The sequence below is a fragment of the Streptomyces sp. HB132 genome (genome assembly GCF_016909575.1).
Taxonomy (GTDB): domain Bacteria; phylum Actinomycetota; class Actinomycetes; order Streptomycetales; family Streptomycetaceae; genus Streptomyces.
In genome coordinates, this window is sequence record NZ_JAFBGA010000001.1 from 171763 (window position 1) to 187975 (window position 16213).

Sequence of the window (16213 nt, forward strand, 5' to 3'; positions counted from 1 at the left end):
GCAGCAGGATGCTCGTCGGTACGGACGGGTTGAGAGCCGGCCCGGCGAGCCCGGCGGGCGGGAGGATCGGCGTCCTCCCGGATCTGCTCAGGTGTAGGCATGCTCCGTGCCCCCGGACCGTTCGGAACCGACGACCTGCTCCGTGCCGGTGTGCTGCTCCCCGCCGGTGTGCGTCCGTGCGCCCGCGATCCGGCGGGACGGCGTACCGCCGCCGCGCAGCCGCAGTGAGACCGTCACCGCCGCCAGACCGAGCACCAGCATCGCGGCACCGGCCCAGGCCGTCGCCCGGAAGCCGAAGTCCGCGTCGATCACCGCACCGCCGAGCCACGGGCCGCTCGTGTTGCCCAGGTTGAACGCGGCCGTGGCCGTCGCCCCCGCCAGCGTCGGGGCGACACCCGCGACGTTGAACATGCGGGCGTTGAGCGCCGGGGCCGTGTAGAAGGCGGACAGCCCCAGCAGGAAAGCCAGGACGACGACGGCGACCTGGTTCGACGCGAAGAGGGCCAGTGCCACCAGGAACACCGTCGAGGCGCTGATCCCGCTCAGCAGCACACCGAAGAGGTGCGCGTCCGCGACCCGGCCGCCGATGGTCGTACCGATCAGCGCGCCGACACCGAACAGCCCGAGCACCCACGGGACCCAGCCCGAGTCCAGTCCCGCGACATCCGTAAGCAGCGGTGCGAGGTAGCTGAACGCGCAGAACACACCGCCGGCCGCGAGGGCGGTGATCACGATGGACAGCCACACCTGGCGGTCCTTGTAGATCGCGATCTCCCGCCTGAGCTGCGGCTTCTCGTCCGGCAGCGGAATGCGCGGGATGCGCGTGACGACACCGACCAGAGCCACGGCGGACGCCGCGCCCACCGCCCAGAACGCCGAACGCCAGCCGAAGCTCTCCCCGAGGAACGCTCCCAGCGGTACGCCCAGCACGTTGGCGATCGACAGTCCGCCGATCATGACGGCCATGGCCCTGGCCCGGGCGTTCACCGGCACCATCGCGATGGCGACCGCCGCGCCCACCGCCCAGAAACCGGCGCACGCCAGCGCACTCACCACCCGGGACACGAACAGCACGTCGTACGTCGGTGCCAGCGCACCCGCGACCTGGCCCAGCCCGAAGACGGAGATCAGCGCGATGAGCGTCGTGCGGCGCGGCAGCCGCAGCGTGGCGACGGCCAGCAGCGGGGCGCCGACCACCATGCCGATCGCGAAGGCGGATATGAGGAGTCCGGCCTTCGGGATGGACACGTCCATGTCGTCGGCGATGGGCGGCAGCAGCCCGGACAGCATGAACTCACTGGTGCCGAGGGCGAAGACCGAGAGGCCGAGGATGTAGACGGCCATCGGCATGCGGGGACGGCTGGAAGCAGAATCGGGCATGACAGTGGCCAACAGCGCTTTCGTCCCTGTCATTCCCTTGTCTCACCGGCTGAGAAGCTCCAGTTCGGTGGTCAGGTTCTGCCGCGCCCGCGGCTCCCATTCCCCCGCCCCGTGCGGCGTACGGAACAGCCGGGGCAGCTCCAGCAGTTGACGCAGGACGGCGGTCCGCCCCTCGCGGAAGGCGTCGTCCGGGACGAAGCCGTACTCCTCGCGCACCTGCGCCGCGTACGCCGCGTACTCCTTGGGCGGCGACGCGAGGATCGCGAGGTCCGCGTCGCACAGGACCTCGCCGTTGGTGTCGCCGTCCGCAGGGTCGTGGGTGACGGTGAGCCGGACCAGTCGGGCGACCTCGGCCGTCGCGGCGTCAGGGACACCGGCCTCGGGCAGGGCGCGCTCGGCGAGCGCCGCGCTGCGCTCCTCGTTCTCGGAGCGGTCGGGGCGGTAGACCGCGTCGTGGAACCAGACGGCGAGGCGCACCAGCTCCGGGTCGGAGGCGTGGCCGGCCAGCGTGTCGACGCGGTCCAGGACCTGCGTCAGGTGGGCGGTGGTGTGGTAGCGCCGCTGGGGTTCGGCCCAGCGGCCCAGGAGGTTGTCGGCGTAGGGCATCGGGTCGGGGCCCGGACCGCCGCGTGCGGCGAGCAGGGTCTCGCGCCAGCGGCCACGGAGGGCGTCGTCACCGGGCGGGTTTTCGGAGGGGCCGGTCTCGGAGGTGCCGCTGTCGCTCATAGGCCGAGGGTAGGACGTACGTCCTGCGCGCACGGCCCGCCCCCGGCCGCGCGGGCCGGGGGCGGGCCCGCTGCTCAGTGACCGGGCGCCGTGTCCAGGGCCAGTGCCGCGTACGTCGCCAGCCAGTGGTCCGAGGAGAAGTCCCCGGAGGACACCGTCGGCAGGCCGAGCGAGAGATGGGCCTCGGCCGAGGCCAGGAGCGCGGTTCGGGCCGGGCCGTCCGGGAGCGCGTCGGCGATCGTACGGAGGGCGGCCGCCCGGCTCAGGGTGAGACCGAGGAGGTGGCCGATCTGGGGGTCGGCGTGGTCGGAGACCACCGGCGGGTCGAGCAGCGTGGAGTCGGGCGCGGCGGAGACCAGGGCCGGCAGGAACGTGGCGATCCAGGTGCGGAACTCCGCCACCGGCAGCACCCGGCGCATCGCGTCCGCCTCGACCAGGGCGGGGGAGAGGAAGTCCTGGCCGGAGGGTTCCCAGTGGGCGGGGGCGTCGTGGTCGTCGGTGAACCAGGTCCGCAACCGCTCCGTCGCCGCGTCGAGGACCGGCGCGGGCAGCCCGGCGGCCGGGCCCGCGTCGAGGATCAGGCCCAGGCCGAATGCGCTGTTGTTGTGGACGCCGTGCCGGACCGGGTACGTCGCCTTGGGCAGCCAGGCGGTGAGCAGGTCGCCGACCGCTGCCACGCCGGGGGCCAGGGCGTCGGCCCAGCGGTCGCCGTCGGGCGTGGTGAGGGCCCGGCACTCCGCGGCCAGCGCGATCAGCCAGGCCCAGCCGTAGGGACGCTCGAAGTGCGGCCGACCACGCAGGTAGGACGCCTCGACGGCGATGTTCTCGGGGGTCAGATGAGTGTCGAGGACCTCGCGGACACGGGTGGTGAGGGTGGCCGGAAGGTCGCCGGTGGTGGAGAAGCGGCGCATGAGGCGGACGAGCAGCCAGTGCATGTGCACCGTTGAGTGCCAGTCGTAGCCCCCGTAGAACGCGGGGTGCAGCGTGCGGGGCGCGACGAGTTCCTCGGGCCCTGCGTAGAGGTGGGCGGGCGCGTTGGGGTATTCGCGTACGACGTTGGCGAGGGCCAGTTCCGCGAAGGGGACGGCGTACGCGGCGGGGAGCGCGGGGGACATCGGGGTCACTCCAGAGGGGGTGTCTCGGGCCGTGGGGGCGGGGGCCGGGTCGGGGGATCTCGGGGCGGGGTGCCTCGGGTCAGAAGGCGAAGAGCGCCATGATCGCGACGTTGCAGACCAGCAGGGCCGCCGCCGTGGGCAGCTGTGCCTTGATCGGGCCGTACTGGTCCTTGAGTTCGAGGAGTGCCGCCGGGACCAGGTTGAAGTTGGCGGCCATCGGCGTGACGAGCGTGCCGCAGAAGCCGCACAGCATGCCGACCGCGAGGACGGCGGGCGCGTTGCCGTTCATCTGCTCGATGAGGACGGGCCAGCCGATCGCGGCGGTCATCACCGGGAACGCGGCGAAGGCGTTGCCCATGACGATGGTGAACAACGCCATCCCGCAGCAGTAGACGGCCACGGCCACGAGCCGCTGGCCGTCCGGCAGCACCGCCTCGGTGATCCTTCCGACCTGGTCCCCGACACCGGCGGTCTGGAAGATCGAGCCGAGGACGGAGAGGAGCTGCGGGAGGAGCAGTGCCCAGCCCATCGACTCGAGCATGTTCCGACCGGAGTGCAGCGGAACGGAGACCTTCCGCTCGCGCAGGAGCACCATGCCCACCACCAGCGCGGCGACGGCGCCGACGCCCAGGCCGAGGATGGTCTCGTACCCCGGCTCCAGGACGGGTTCGCCACCGATCTTCCAGTTCTTCACCAGGGTCGCGCAGATCATCGCGACCACGGGGATGGTGAGGGCCGGAAGGAACAGTTTGTTGCCGAGACGGGCGGCCGAGGCCGCGCGCTTCTCGCGGGGCGGTGTGTGCGACTCGCCCTTGCCGGTGAGACCGAAGCCGCCCAGGACGATCAGGACCAGGACGGCGACGCCCAGCGGTTCGGCGGGGAGGGACTTGTCGACGACTCCGGTGGAGTAGAAGAACGCGGTGCCCAGCAGGCCCCAGAAGCCGGCGGAGCCGAAGCGCTTCGGGTTGGTGCGGTCCATGGCCATCTGCGCGGCCATGACGAGGAACACCGCGCCGACCAGCCAGAAGAAGTACTCGGACTTGATCACTTGGCGTCCTCCGTGCGGATCCCGGCATGCGCCGCCAGGTCGTTCTCGGCCGCTGTGACGGCGAGTTCGCGCTCCAGCTGCCGGTCCAGGTTGAGCAGGCGGGCCCCGTGGATCAGGAAGGCGCAGATCGCGGAGGGGATCGCCCACAGGGCCAGGTGCAGGGGTTCGAGGTGCTGGTCGTACGTGGAGTTCACGAAGCCGGTGATCAGCAGGATCGATCCGATGGCGATGAAGCAGTCCTCACCGAAGAACACTCCGATGGTGTCGGCGCCGGACGCGTGCGAACGGACCTTCTCGCGCAGTTTCTGCGGGAGCGGACGACCTGCCTTGGCCTCGGCCGCCGCTTCGGCCATCGGGGCGATCAGGGGCCGCACGCTCTGTGCGGGGCCACCGATGCTGGTGAGGCCGACGGATGCGGTGAGCTGCCGGATCAGCAGGTAGAGCGTCAGGAAGCGGCCGGTGGTCAACTTGCCCAGCTTGCCGATGAGGGTACGGGCCTGCTCCTGGAGTCCGTAACGCTCGAGGAGCCCGATGACGGGCAGCGTGATGACGAAGACGGTCACCGAACGGGCGGAGGCGAAGCTGTTGCCGAACGAGGCCAGCACCTCCTGCGGCGAGAGCTTGCCGAGCAGCCCCGTGATGATGCCGGCGGCACCCACCACGAGCAGAGGATTGCGGCGGGTGGCGAATCCGAGGATCACCACGAGCACGCCGAGGAGAACGATCACGCGTCGGCCTTCTTCCGCGCAGGGACGTGGCGGTGCACGGTCCTGGTCAGACGGGGGTATAACGCGAGACCTTAGGGTCTTGTTCAACAATCCCACAAGGGTGTGGGATGCATCGATCGTAATCAGTGGCGCGCGAGGAGGGAGAGACGGGTTTTATGTCCTCATCTGCCCGCATTCATAGGGGAGTGGGGGTGTGGCGGGAGTGGTGGGGCGGTGTGCGGATCATCGGACGATCCTGGGTCATCGCTCGGTGAGCCGCTGCGCGTACGCCTCCGCCAGTTGACGCCTGGAGTCCTCCAGGTAGAAGGCGAGCATCCGCTCGGCGCCGGCCGCGTCCCCCTTGGCGAGCCTGTCCGTGATCTCGCGGTTGCGGGTGAGGTAGGGCTCGTGGAAGCGGCGTGGGTCGGCCATCACGTGGAAGGCGAGCCGCAGTTCGGCGAGGACGTTGCGCATCAGTTCGTCGGTGCGGGCGCTGTTCGCCAGGCCGGCCAGCGCCTGGTGGAAACGGATGTTGGCGGTGGAGCAGGCGGGCCAGTCGTCCTGGAGTGCCGCCTGCTCGCCGGTCGACACCGCCGCCTCGACCGCCGCCAGGTCGAACGGGGGCTCGCCCAGGGTCCGCAGGGCAGCGCACTCGACGAGGAGCCGCACCCGGTAGATGTCGACCAGGTCGTCCACGGCCAGGATGCGGACGAACACCCCCCGGTTGAGGCGGTGCTCCAGGAGGCGTTCGTGGGACAGCAGGCGGAACGCCTCGCGCAGGGTGTTGCGGGACACGGCCAGGGCGCCGCTGATGCTCTCCTCGGACAGCCGGCTGCCCGGCGGGAAGTAGCCCTCCGTGATCCGGTCCCGCAGGACGGCGGCGACCCGCTCGGCCGTACCGGACCCCTCCAGGGAGGTGCTGTGCGTCGCCAGTTCCGAGAGGTCCGGTGCGTCGCCGGTCCTCCCGCCGTTCGTCTTCCCCGCCATGCCCCGTCCTCTGCCTGTCGCGCCTGTCGCGCCTGTCGTACGGTCGTGCCTGCCGCGTCCGCCGTTCCGCCCGCCGGTTCCGCAGTTCGAGGCGGGCCTGGGGTTCCGTCAGCTGTGCGCGGTGCTCTGTGCTCAGTGAACCGTACGAAGGCCTCGGGCAGAGCCCAGGCTCTTGTCAGATTGTTGAACAATCGCTAGCGTGCGCCCGTGACGGATCTGACGAGTGTGACGCGCCCGGCGCGGCCGATGGACCTCAACGCGGACCTGGGTGAGGGGTTCGGACGCTGGACCCTCACCGAGGACGAGGCGCTGCTGAACTGTGTCACCAGCGCCAATGTGGCCTGCGGTTTCCACGCGGGCGACGCCTCCGTGATGCGGCGCGTCTGCGACACGGCGGCGGAGCGGGGCGTACGCATCGGGGCGCAGGTCTCCTACCGCGACCTCGCCGGATTCGGGCGCCGCGCCATGGACGTCCCGGCACGTGAACTGACCGCCGAGATCGCCTACCAGATCGGCGCCCTGAGGGTCTTCGCGGAGGCGGCCGGCTCCACGGTCTCCTACGTGAAGCCGCACGGCGCCCTCTACAACCGGGTCGTCCGGGACGAGGAGCAGGCCGACGCCGTCGTCGCGGGGGTGCTGCTCGCGGGTGGCCGCCCGGCGGTCCTCGGGCTGCCCGGTTCGCGGCTGCTCGCCCGTGCGGAGGCGGAGGGACTGACCGCCGTCGAGGAGGCGTTCGCCGACCGCGCGTACACCTCGCAGGGCACGCTCGTGCCACGCGGCGAGCCGGGAGCCGTGGTGCACGACGCGGACGAGGTCGTACGCCGCAGCGTCGGCATGGCCGTCGACGGAGCGGTGACGGGGGTGGACGGCGGCCGGATAGCGCTCACGGCACGGTCGCTGTGCGTCCACGGCGACACCCCCGGCGCGGCGGCGCTCGCCCTGCGGGTGCGTACGGCGCTGGAGGAAGTCGGCGTCCGTGTGCAGGCGTTCGCGTGAGCGGCATCCGGGTGCTGGAGGCAGGCCCCCGCGCCCTGCTCGTGGAACTGGACTCCGGCGAGGACGCGGAGGCGTTCCATGCGGAGCTGCTCCGCAGCCGGGCCGCCGGGGAGCTCCCCGGCGTGCGCGAGATCGTCCCGGGCGCGCGGACGGTGCTGCTCGACGGGGTGGAGGACCGCGCGCTCGCGGGGCGGCTGCGGTCGTGGACCGTGCCGCCGCCGAGCCGGGGAGCGGGGGAGGCCGTCGAGATACCCGTCGTCTACGACGGCCCGGACCTCGCCGACGTGGCCGAGGTGTGGGGCGTCGCCGTCGACGAGGTGCCCCGCATCCACGCCCGTACGGAATTCCGGGTGGCCTTCTGCGGTTTCGCGCCCGGCTTCGGATACCTCACGGGTCTGCCGGGGCATCTGGGCGTGCCGCGCCGGACCACCCCGCGGACCCGGGTGCCCGCCGGTGCGCTGGCCCTCGCCGGTCCGTACACCGGGGTCTATCCGCGCCCGTCGCCCGGCGGCTGGCAGCTCATCGGGCGCACGCCCGAGCCGGACGCCCTCTGGGACCCGGGGCGGGAGCCGGCGGCGCTGCTCACGCCCGGGGCCCGGGTGCGATTCGTGCCGGCGGGGGTGCGCGGATGAGCGCGGGCATCGAAGTGGTCCGGGCGGGCGCCCTGACCACCGTGCAGGACGAGGGCCGCACCGGCTGGGCGCATCTGGGCGTGCCCCGGGCCGGGGCGCTGGACGGGCCCGCCCGGCGGCTGGCCAACCGCCTCGTCGGCAACGCCCCCGACGCGGCGGTACTGGAGACCACGCTCACGGGGTGCGCGGTCCGGGTGACCGGAACCCGGACCGTGCTGGCCGTCGTCGGCGGGGCGGGGTGCCGGGTCACGGTGGACGGCCGCCCGGTCGCGTGGGGTGCGCCCGTCCGCGTACCCGGCGGTGCGGTGCTGGAGGCCGGGCCCGCGGTGCACGGGGTACGCGGATACCTGGCGTTCGCGGGCGGACTGGAGCCCGAGCCGGTGCTCGGCAGCAGATCCGCGGACCTGCTCTCGGGTCTCGGCCCGCCGGTCCTGCGCGAGGGCGACGTCCTGCCGCTCGGACGGCCGGGCGGCGCTCCCCGCGTCGACACCGTGCCCTGGCCGGGCGTCCCCGCGGAGCTGGTGCTGCCCCTGCATCCGGGCCCGCGCGACAGCTGGTTCACCGGGGAGGCCCTGCGCACGCTCACCACCGCCGCGTACCGGGTCTCGGAGCGGAGCAACCGCATCGGGCTGCGCACGGAGGGCCCCGCCCTGCGGCGCGCCCGGGACGGCGAACTGCCCAGCGAGGGCATGGTGCTGGGAGCCGTCCAGGTGCCGCCGGACGGGCTGCCCGTGGTGTTCCTCAACGACCACCCGACGACGGGGGGCTATCCGGTCGTGGGCGTGGTCGCCGAAGCCGCGCTGGCGGGGGCGGCGCAGGCGGTCCCGGGGACACCGGTGCGGTTCGTGCGGGCGTGACGGGAACCCGGATCGAGGCGTCGGCCAACAGGAGGTGACCGAGCCCGCCTCTTCGAGGGAAGCCCATGAGTCCGAGAACCGACCAGTGACCGCCCCGCCGGAGCTCGAGGCCCGGCACGCCCCCGCCGACGCCGACGCCGAACCGGTCCCCGAGTCCGATGCCTCGATCGTCCGGCGCTCCCTGGGCGATCCCGACGTCTTCGCCGAGTTGTTCCACCGGTACGCCGACGACATCCACCGGTACGCGGCCCGTCGCCTCGGCACCGAGGCGGCCGACGACCTGATGGCCGAGACCTTCGTGATCGCCTTCCAGCAGCGCCGCGGGTACGACCTGTCGAGGCCGCAGGCGCGGCCCTGGCTCTACGGCATCGTCACCAATCTCGTGCGGGGGCACCGGCGTGCCGAGGCCCGGCGCCTCAGGGCGCTGTCGCGTGCCGCCTCCGCCGCCCCGGACGAACGGGGCGGGGACGGGGAGCCGTTGGCGGACCGGGTGGCCGCCCGGGTCAGCGCCGAGGGCACCCGCGCCGAACTCGCGGGGGCCCTCGCCGCGCTGCCCGCCCGTTACCGGGACGTCCTGCTGGTCATCGCGTGGGGCGACCTGGACTACGCGGAGGCGGCGGAGGCGCTCGGCGTGCCCGTGGGCACCGTGCGCTCCCGGCTGCACCGGGCACGGAAGAGGCTGCGTGACGCACTGGGCGGGTCGGATCCCACACGTCCGCACGAGGTTCAGGAGGAGCCCGACCATGGATGACCTCACCGCTCTGCGGGAGATGGAGGCCGATGTGCCCGCGCCGGGCGACGAGGCCCGCACGGCCGCCCGCGCCCGGCTGGCGCGCGCCGTCGCCGAGGAGACCTGCCGGACCCGATCACGCGCGGTGCCCAGGAGGCTGGTGCTGCGGGCGGGCTTCGCCGCGACGGCGACCGCGACCGTGCTCGCGGCCGTGGTCGTCACCACGGACGACGGGCCCGGACCGCGGATGACCACGCTGTCCGCAGCCCAGGTGCTGCACCGGGCGGCCGACCGGACGCGTGCCGACGGCGCCGGGCTGCCTGCCCCGCGCGACGACCAGTACTTCTACACCGAGGAGATCGCCACGCGGACTCCTCTGGACGGCGGGAGGCCGACGACGCGCACGGACAGGATCTGGCTGTCCGTGGACGGTTCCCGGCCCTCCCGGTACGTCTACGGCGAACGGGTCCGCGAGCAGCCGCCGTTGACCGAGCACGAGATGCGGTGGCCGCCCACCGGGTACGCGGAACTGAAGAAGCTGCCGACCGATCCGGACCGGCTCCTCGATGCGCTCGGACACGCGGAGGACGGCACGGACCGCCGCTCGGCCTACATGGACCTGTGCCTGCTGCTGCGCGGTCCGGGAGTCATGCCGGCGGGGCTGCAGGCCGCCGCGTTCGAAGCTCTCGCGAAGCTGCCCGGCATCGTCCTGGACGACGACGAGGTGGACGCTCTCGGCCGGCACGGGATCGGTGTCTCGTATCCCGGGATGACGTTCGGTCCCGTATTCGAGCGAGGCAGCTGCGCCTACCTCGGCATGCGCCTGGACGGGGTCGAGGGAGGCCACTGGGAGGGCCGCGAGCTGAAGGGCGGCGAGAAGTACGTGGAGGTCAGGGGGCGGGTGAGGTCGGGCGTGGTGGACGAGATCGGCCAGCGGCCCCGGTAGGGGCGGCGGGGCGGGTCCGGTCGGGGGGCCGGACCCGCCCACCACGTTACCGAAGCGTAACTTACCGATGAGTTACTTCAGGTAACGCCCCGGTGTTAGCTTGCGCTCACGTTCATCGGAGCAGAGCGAGGAGTGAGCCGTGAGTCCCCGCAAGACGACCCGTTCGAGCTCGACCACGAGTACCCCCCACCTCCTGGAACCCCGCCGGCGGGGACGCCGCACGGGACGTCTGCTGGCCGCTTCGGTGGCCGCCGCCGCGTGCCTGGGAGCGGTGGCCGTACCGGCCTCCGCCACCGGCTCGTCGGAGTCGGTGGTCTCCCGGGGCGTGACCATCCCCGCCTTCTACGACCCGCCGGCGCAGCTGCCCACCGCCGACGGCACCCTCGTCCGCGCGGAGCCCCTGCCGCTCGGGGTGAGCCTCCCCGGCCTGGACGGCCGGCGGATGCCCGGCACCGCGACGCGCCTGATGTACAAGTCCACCGACGCGGGCGGCGGGCCCGTCGCCGTCACCGGCGCGTACATCGAACCGTCCGCCGCGTGGAAGGGCGGCGGTTCCCGCCCCCTGGTGGCGCTGGCCACGGGGACCATGGGCCAGGGCGACCAGTGTGCCCCCTCGCTGTCGCTCCAGCACCCGCTGACCATCGGCGAGGGCACGGTGTCCATCGGCTACGACAACATCGCGGTCTACCGCTTCCTCGCGGCCGGTGCCGCCGTCGTCGTCACCGACTACGCCGGCCTCGGCGCGACCGACCGGCTCCACACCTACGTCGACCGTGTCGACGAGGGCCACGCCCTCCTGGACGCGGCACGCGCGGCACGCTCCGTCGACGGCGCCTCGATCACCTCGGCCTCGAAGGTCGGCCTCTACGGCTACAGCCAGGGCGGCGGTGCCAGCGCCTCGGCCGCCGAACTGCAGTCCACGTACGCCCCCGACGTCAATCTGGCGGGCACCTACGCGGGGGCGCCGCCCGCCGACCTCACCGAGGTCATGAAGGGCATCGACGGCAGCGCCCTGGCCGGTGCGCTCGGCTGGTCGATCAACGGCTTCGCCCAGTCCGACCCGTCCCTGAAGGCGATCGTCGACGCGAACACGAACGACGTCGGCAAGGCCGCGCTGAAGGACACCTCGACCATGTGCGTGGGCGACGCGATCCTCGGCTACGGCTTCGCCGACAGCAAGAAATGGACCGCGAACGGCAAGTCGCTCGCCGACGTCATCGCGGCCGAACCGAAGCTGCAGGCGATGCTCGCCCAGCAGCGCCTGGGCAACCTGAAGCCGACGGCTCCGGTGCGGCTGGCGACCGGCGTCCAGGACGACATAGTCCCCCACAAGCAGGCCAAGCAGCTCGCGGTGGACTGGTGCCGCAAGGGCGGCGACGTGACGTACGAGGCCGTCCGGCTGCCCGACCTCGGTGACAAGATCATGACCAACCACCTCGCCCCGCTCCTCACCGACCAGGGCAGTGCCATCTCCTGGCTGACCGACCGGCTCTCCGGCAAGAAGGCCGTCTCCAACTGCTGGTCGATGCCGATCCAGCCCTGACGTCCCCACTCCGTGACCCTCGAGGCCGCGGCGCGTCCGCTCGGCGGACGCCGCCGCGGCCTCGCGTATCTTCACGCATGCGTTCCCACGGGGAGCTGCGCCCCGGGTGGCCGACCCGTAGTCTGGTTATTGGACTAGACCTGTAGTCCGCAGCCGCTCCGAGGGAATGGAACACCATGAGCAACCGTGCAGTCCTGGAGGTGATCGCTCTCGACGCGGAGGACGCGGTCGCGGCGCAGGCGGGTGGTGCGGACCGCCTCGAACTGGTCACCGACATGGCGGCCGACGGCCTGACCCCGTCGGTGAAGGTCTTCGCGGAGATCAAGGCCGCCGTCGGCATCCCGCTGCGGGTGATGCTCAGGGCCGCGGACGGATTCGCCGCCGGGGACATCGGCGTCCTCGTGGAGAAGGCCCGCGCGATGCGCGCCGCGGGGGCGGAGGAGTTCGTCCTCGGTTTCCTCGACCAGGACGGTCACGCCGACCTGGTGGCCGTCGAGCGGCTCGTCGCCGAGCTGAACGGCTGCCCGTGGACCTTTCACCGCGCCATCGACCGCGCGGTCGACCGCGACGTCCTGCGCAAGCACCTCGCGGACCTGCCGGGGCTCGACACCTACCTCACGGCGGGCTCGCCGAACGGGGTCGACGCGGGCATGGACGTCCTGCTGGCCGAGGCGGGGCGCTCGGACCTGCCCGGTTACGAGCCGCAGATCATGGTCGGCGGAGGCCTGCGCCTCGACCACGTGCCGCGCCTGCGCGCAGCTGGAATCGAGGCCTTCCACATCGGCGGGGCGGCACGCCCGGGCGGCTGGAGCGGTCCGGTGGACGCGGCGGCGGTACGGGAGTGGCGCGCGGCGCTCGACGGCTGACGGGCGGTCGGGGCGGAGGCGGACGCCCCGGGCCCGGGCGGCGTCACCCGTTCCCCCACTCCGGGGTGCCACGGCGGCGGGACCGGCTTTGAATGCTGGTGTCCCAGGTGTCGCTCCAGCCCCGGAGTTCACATGTCGCACCCGCAGCCCGCCCACGACTCCGGCACCGACGCGCGCCGGACGGGGACGCTGCACGCGACCGGAGCGTGGTGTGCGCGTCACTTCGTGACCGTCATCGTGCTGTGGCTGGCCGCGCTCGCCGCGCTCCAGGGCCTCCAGCACGCCTACGGCGGCGACTACTCGGACAACTTCGCGATCCCCGGCACCCAGTCGCAGGACGGCCTGGACGTCCTGGAAGCGCACGCCCCCTCGGCCGGCGGCTACGGCAGCCAGGTGGTGGTGCACGACGCGGACAAGCAACTCAGCGAGCTGAGCAGCCAGATGTCGACGGTGGTCGGCAGCCTGCAGAAGCTCCCCGACGTGCTGTCCGCACAGAACCCGCTGACCGCGCCGAGCAGCACCGGCGGACCGGACGTCGGCCCGCTCTCCGCCGACGGGAAGACGGCGTACATCACCGTCCGGTTCAGCGAGCAGCCCTCCACCCTCGGCTCCGGATACCTCGACGGTGTGGACTCCGCCGTGCGGCCGCTCCGCTCGGCGGGCGCCGAGGTGGAGTACGGCGGCTCGCTGGGTGAGCTGGCCCGTCCCGAGGCGAACGACCGCGTCAGCGAGGCCATCGGATTCGCGGTGGCCGTCCTCGTGCTGCTGATCGGCTTCGGCAGCCTCCTGGCGGCCCTGCTCCCCCTGATCACGGCCCTCATCTGTGTCGTCTGCGGGCTCGGCCTGCTGGGACTGCTGGCCGCGGCGACGACCTTCGCCACCGTGTCACCGACCCTGGCCACGATGATCGGGCTCGGCGTCGGCATCGACTACGCCCTGTTCCTGGTGACCCGGCACCGCCAGAACCTCATGGACGGCGGGGATCCGGTGGCCGCCGCCGGGGACGCCACGGCGACCAGCGGACGGGCCGTGCTGCTCTCCGGGTGCACGGTGATCATCGCTCTCTGCGGGCTGTGGGTCTCCGGCATCGGCTTCATCGGCAAACTCGGCCTGGCGGCTGCCGTCACGGTCGTCACGGCGGTGCTCGGGGCGCTCACCCTGGTGCCTGCGATGCTCGGCCTGACCGGGAGGTACATCGACCGGATCCACGTACGCAAGCCGATCGCCGAGGTGGAGACCGACGCGGAGGCAGGTCCGGAGCCCGGGGCGGAGGGTGCCGCGGGCCGGGGCCGGGCGACGCACGGGACGTGGCACCGGTACGCGCAGCGGGTCGAGCGACGGCCGTGGTGGTTCCTGGCCGGCGGGGTCGTGGTGCTGGCGGTCCTCGCCTTCCCCCTCTTCTTCATCCAGCTCGGCCACATCGGGGACGGCGCCGATCCCGAGTCGTTCACCGACCGGCGCGCCTACGACCTCATGTCCTCGGCGTTCGGACCCGGCTCGAACGGCCCGCTGACGCTCGTGATCGACCAGAGCGAGGTCCCGCAGAGCGACCGGTCCGCACTGCAGAGCCAGGCCCAGCAGTCCCTGACCGACGTGCCGGACGCCGCCGTCATCACCCCGCTCGCCGCCACCTCGGACGGGGACGTCCTCACGGCCACCGCCTACTCCGTCGCCGCGCCGCAGGACGAGCGGACCACCAGCCTGGTCAACCACCTCACGGACGACGTCCTGCCCGACGCGGTCTCCGGCACCGCGGCGAACACCTACGTGACCGGTACGACGGCCGCCCAGGTCGACTTCCTGGACATCGTCTCCCGCCGGCTGCCCCTGATCATCGCCGTGGTCGTGGGACTCGCCTTCCTCGTCATCCTGGCCGTGTTCCGCGGGCTGCTCGTCGCGGTCAAGGCGGCCGTGCTCAACGTGCTGTCGATCGCGGCCTCGTACGGGGTCGTGGTCGCCGTCTTCCAGTGGGGCTGGGGCGGGCCCGCGCTCGGGGTGTCGGGGGACGTACCGATCGAGAGCTACGTCCCGATGATGATGTTCGCCATCGTCTTCGGGCTCAGCATGGACTACGAGATCTTCCTGCTGTCCCGGATCCATGAGGCGTGGCTGGCGACCAAGGACCCGAAGGCGAGCGTCGCGCACGCCCTGGAGATCACCGCGCGGGTGATCACGTGCGCCGCGCTGATCATGGTCAGCGTCTTCGCCGCCTTCATCATCAGCGACAACATCGTCGTCAAGATGCTCGGTCTCGGCCTCGCGGTCAGCGTGCTCGTCGACGCCACCGTCGTACGGCTCCTGCTGGTGCCCGCCGTGATGACCCTGCTCGGCCGCGCGGCCTGGTGGACGCCCCGGTGGCTGGACCGCATCCTGCCGCACCTCGACGCGGAAGGGGACGCGAAGGCGCGGGGGTGACCCCGGGTCGGTGGTCACCGGCCCGGGGTCACGCACGGCTCCTCGCGGTCAGTGGTTCTGCCCGGCCTGCCGGCGGCGGCGACGGCTCTGGGTCACCGCTCCCGCCGCGAAGATCAGGGCGGCTCCCGTCAGCGAGACCGCTGTCGCGGCCGGCAGGTATCCGGCCGATGAGTCGTCGCTGGAGGCCACCAGGGCCGCCCCGCCGACCGGGGCCGCGTGCCCGGCGTGCTCCGCGTGGGCCGGCACGGCCGGTGTCCCGGCCTTCTCCGCGGCCTCCGCCAGTTCGTCCGCCGACATCCGGCTGCCCTTCATGCCCGTGACCTGGCCGCTGCCGCCGTCGAAGACGATGTCGGAACAGGAGTAGAAGTTCTCCTGGCTGTCCGAGCGGATCCAGTGGATGAAGAGCATGTGCTTGCCGGTCCTGCCCTGCGGGAGCTGGAGGTTCCAGTAGTAGTTGCCGCCGTCCGAGCCCGCGCCACCGGCCTGCGGCGGATTGTTCACGGTCTGGGTGAGCGTCAGGTCGTCCCACGCCAGGGGCTGGTCGGGCGTCCACCCGTTCTTGGTGATGTAGACGTCGAACTTGCCCGGGTGCGCGGCCCAGTTGCTGTACTTGACCTGCGTCGTGGAGCCTGCCGTGAGGTGTGTCGTCGGCCAGTCGCCGCGGGCCGCGTTGTACGAGGAGAAGTTGTACGGACCGTTGTGGCCGCCGCTGCACAGCTCGCCGTCGGGGATGTACCCCTTGGTCCGTCCGCCGCCGTTGGAGTCCAGGACACCGAACCAGTTGTAGAGCGGCGTCGTGCCGGTCTGCGCGACCGCGGCGGCACAGGCCGGGTTCGACGGCATCTGGTTACCGCTCGCGATCATGTCCTTGTAGCAGAGGTAGCTGCGGGAGCCCGGCTCCATGGCGACGCCGTGGGCGGACGCGGGAGTGGGCAGTCCGGCCAGGGTGAGGGCCAGGAGGCCCGCTCCCAGGAAGCTCAGCGCGCGGGGGGCGCGTAACCGAGTGCTTCTCCGAACGGTGTTTCGCTTGGCCATGAGTTGGTCTCCTTCGGGATTCTCTGTTGGGGCAGATGACCCTGGTGGCCCCCACGCGCAGGGAGCGCCGAGCGCCTGAGCGAGACGTGCCGGTACAGCCGGGCCGAAGACGTGCCGGGGCGGCGGGTGAGGCCCGTGGACCGGTTTCGTGCCGGCCCGTCCCGGGCCCCTGGCCGACCTGTCTTCGGCTCGTGCGGGTGGGGGGAGAGGGGCCCATGGGAGCGCTCCCA

15 protein-coding genes are annotated in these 16213 nt (G+C 72.5%); 8 read left to right on the forward strand and 7 right to left on the reverse strand.

Features of this window, described 5'->3' with window-relative positions; genetic code table 11:
• Positions 1 to 87: 87 nt before the first annotated feature.
• The 6 genes from JOC24_RS00915 to JOC24_RS00940 all read right to left on the reverse strand — a co-directional run bounded on the left by JOC24_RS00915 (position 88) and on the right by JOC24_RS00940 (position 5963).
• A complete protein-coding gene (locus JOC24_RS00915) occupies positions 88 to 1350 on the reverse strand; it encodes a Cmx/CmrA family chloramphenicol efflux MFS transporter (RefSeq protein ID WP_239579498.1) in 1263 nt (420 codons plus the stop codon).
• Between the two features lie 72 nt (positions 1351 to 1422).
• On the reverse strand, positions 1423 to 2106 hold the full coding sequence (locus JOC24_RS00920; RefSeq protein WP_205018144.1) for an HD domain-containing protein: 684 nt from the start codon (positions 2104 to 2106) through the stop codon (positions 1423 to 1425).
• A 74-nt stretch (positions 2107 to 2180) separates the two neighbouring features.
• The gene (locus JOC24_RS00925) at positions 2181 to 3221 is read right to left on the reverse strand and encodes a DUF2891 domain-containing protein (RefSeq protein WP_205018145.1); all 1041 of its coding nucleotides are present in this window, start codon (positions 3219 to 3221) and stop codon (positions 2181 to 2183) included.
• Positions 3222 to 3300: 79 nt separating this feature from the next.
• Positions 3301 to 4269 (reverse strand): DUF979 domain-containing protein, encoded by a 969-nt coding sequence (locus tag JOC24_RS00930; protein WP_205018146.1) that lies wholly within the window; start codon positions 4267 to 4269, stop codon positions 3301 to 3303.
• Positions 4266 to 4997 carry a DUF969 domain-containing protein gene (locus JOC24_RS00935; protein ID WP_205018147.1) on the reverse strand — a complete coding sequence of 244 codons (732 nt, stop codon included), beginning with the start codon at positions 4995 to 4997 and terminating at the stop codon, positions 4266 to 4268. Before JOC24_RS00935 ends, JOC24_RS00930 begins: the two co-directional genes overlap by 4 nt.
• 240 nt (positions 4998 to 5237) lie before the next feature.
• Positions 5238 to 5963: a GntR family transcriptional regulator gene (locus tag JOC24_RS00940; protein WP_205018148.1), complete on the reverse strand. Its 726-nt coding sequence runs from the start codon at positions 5961 to 5963 to the stop codon at positions 5238 to 5240.
• Between the two features lie 246 nt (positions 5964 to 6209).
• Here JOC24_RS00940 and JOC24_RS00945 point away from each other — a divergent pair, with 246 nt between their 5' ends.
• The 8 genes from JOC24_RS00945 to JOC24_RS00980 all read left to right on the forward strand — a co-directional run bounded on the left by JOC24_RS00945 (position 6210) and on the right by JOC24_RS00980 (position 14948).
• On the forward strand, positions 6210 to 6959 hold the full coding sequence (locus JOC24_RS00945; protein ID WP_205018734.1) for a LamB/YcsF family protein: 750 nt from the start codon (positions 6210 to 6212) through the stop codon (positions 6957 to 6959).
• Positions 6956 to 7591, forward strand: a complete 636-nt coding sequence (locus tag JOC24_RS00950; RefSeq protein WP_205018149.1) for a 5-oxoprolinase subunit B family protein — start codon at positions 6956 to 6958, stop codon at positions 7589 to 7591. Before JOC24_RS00945 ends, JOC24_RS00950 begins: the two co-directional genes overlap by 4 nt.
• Complete coding sequence (locus tag JOC24_RS00955) at positions 7588 to 8448, forward strand: 5-oxoprolinase subunit C family protein (RefSeq protein ID WP_205018150.1); 861 nt, start codon at positions 7588 to 7590, stop codon at positions 8446 to 8448. Before JOC24_RS00950 ends, JOC24_RS00955 begins: the two co-directional genes overlap by 4 nt.
• An 85-nt stretch (positions 8449 to 8533) precedes the next feature.
• Positions 8534 to 9199: an RNA polymerase sigma factor gene (locus tag JOC24_RS00960; protein WP_205018151.1), complete on the forward strand. Its 666-nt coding sequence runs from the start codon at positions 8534 to 8536 to the stop codon at positions 9197 to 9199.
• Positions 9192 to 10124: a CU044_5270 family protein gene (locus JOC24_RS00965; protein WP_205018152.1), complete on the forward strand. Its 933-nt coding sequence runs from the start codon at positions 9192 to 9194 to the stop codon at positions 10122 to 10124. The genes JOC24_RS00960 and JOC24_RS00965 overlap by 8 nt, the downstream gene beginning before the upstream one ends.
• Positions 10125 to 10263: 139 nt before the next feature.
• Entirely contained in the window at positions 10264 to 11667 is a 1404-nt protein-coding gene (locus JOC24_RS00970; RefSeq protein WP_205018153.1) for a lipase family protein, read from the forward strand.
• Between the two features lie 176 nt (positions 11668 to 11843).
• A complete protein-coding gene (locus tag JOC24_RS00975; protein ID WP_205018154.1) occupies positions 11844 to 12533 on the forward strand; it encodes a copper homeostasis protein CutC in 690 nt (229 codons plus the stop codon).
• Positions 12534 to 12665: 132 nt separating this feature from the next.
• A complete protein-coding gene (locus JOC24_RS00980) occupies positions 12666 to 14948 on the forward strand; it encodes an MMPL family transporter (RefSeq protein WP_205018155.1) in 2283 nt (760 codons plus the stop codon).
• A 48-nt stretch (positions 14949 to 14996) separates the two neighbouring features.
• Here the strand turns inward: JOC24_RS00980 and JOC24_RS00985 are convergent, their stop codons facing one another.
• Positions 14997 to 15983 carry a lytic polysaccharide monooxygenase auxiliary activity family 9 protein gene (locus JOC24_RS00985; protein WP_205018156.1) on the reverse strand — a complete coding sequence of 329 codons (987 nt, stop codon included), beginning with the start codon at positions 15981 to 15983 and terminating at the stop codon, positions 14997 to 14999.
• Positions 15984 to 16213: the final 230 nt, after the last annotated feature.

Coding starts and splice junctions, on each gene's coding strand:
- JOC24_RS00915 (WP_239579498.1), bottom strand. CDS start 1,350: ATGCCGATGGCCGTCTACATCCTCGGCCTCTCGGTCTTCGCCCTCGGC.
- JOC24_RS00920 (WP_205018144.1), bottom strand. CDS start 2,106: ATGAGCGACAGCGGCACCTCCGAGACCGGCCCCTCCGAAAACCCGCCC.
- JOC24_RS00925 (WP_205018145.1), bottom strand. CDS start 3,221: ATGTCCCCCGCGCTCCCCGCCGCGTACGCCGTCCCCTTCGCGGAACTG.
- JOC24_RS00940 (WP_205018148.1), bottom strand. CDS start 5,963: ATGGCGGGGAAGACGAACGGCGGGAGGACCGGCGACGCACCGGACCTC.
- JOC24_RS00945 (WP_205018734.1), top strand. CDS start 6,210: ATGGACCTCAACGCGGACCTGGGTGAGGGGTTCGGACGCTGGACCCTC.
- JOC24_RS00955 (WP_205018150.1), top strand. CDS start 7,588: ATGAGCGCGGGCATCGAAGTGGTCCGGGCGGGCGCCCTGACCACCGTG.
- JOC24_RS00965 (WP_205018152.1), top strand. CDS start 9,192: ATGGATGACCTCACCGCTCTGCGGGAGATGGAGGCCGATGTGCCCGCG.
- JOC24_RS00975 (WP_205018154.1), top strand. CDS start 11,844: ATGAGCAACCGTGCAGTCCTGGAGGTGATCGCTCTCGACGCGGAGGAC.
- JOC24_RS00980 (WP_205018155.1), top strand. CDS start 12,666: ATGTCGCACCCGCAGCCCGCCCACGACTCCGGCACCGACGCGCGCCGG.
- JOC24_RS00985 (WP_205018156.1), bottom strand. CDS start 15,983: ATGGCCAAGCGAAACACCGTTCGGAGAAGCACTCGGTTACGCGCCCCC.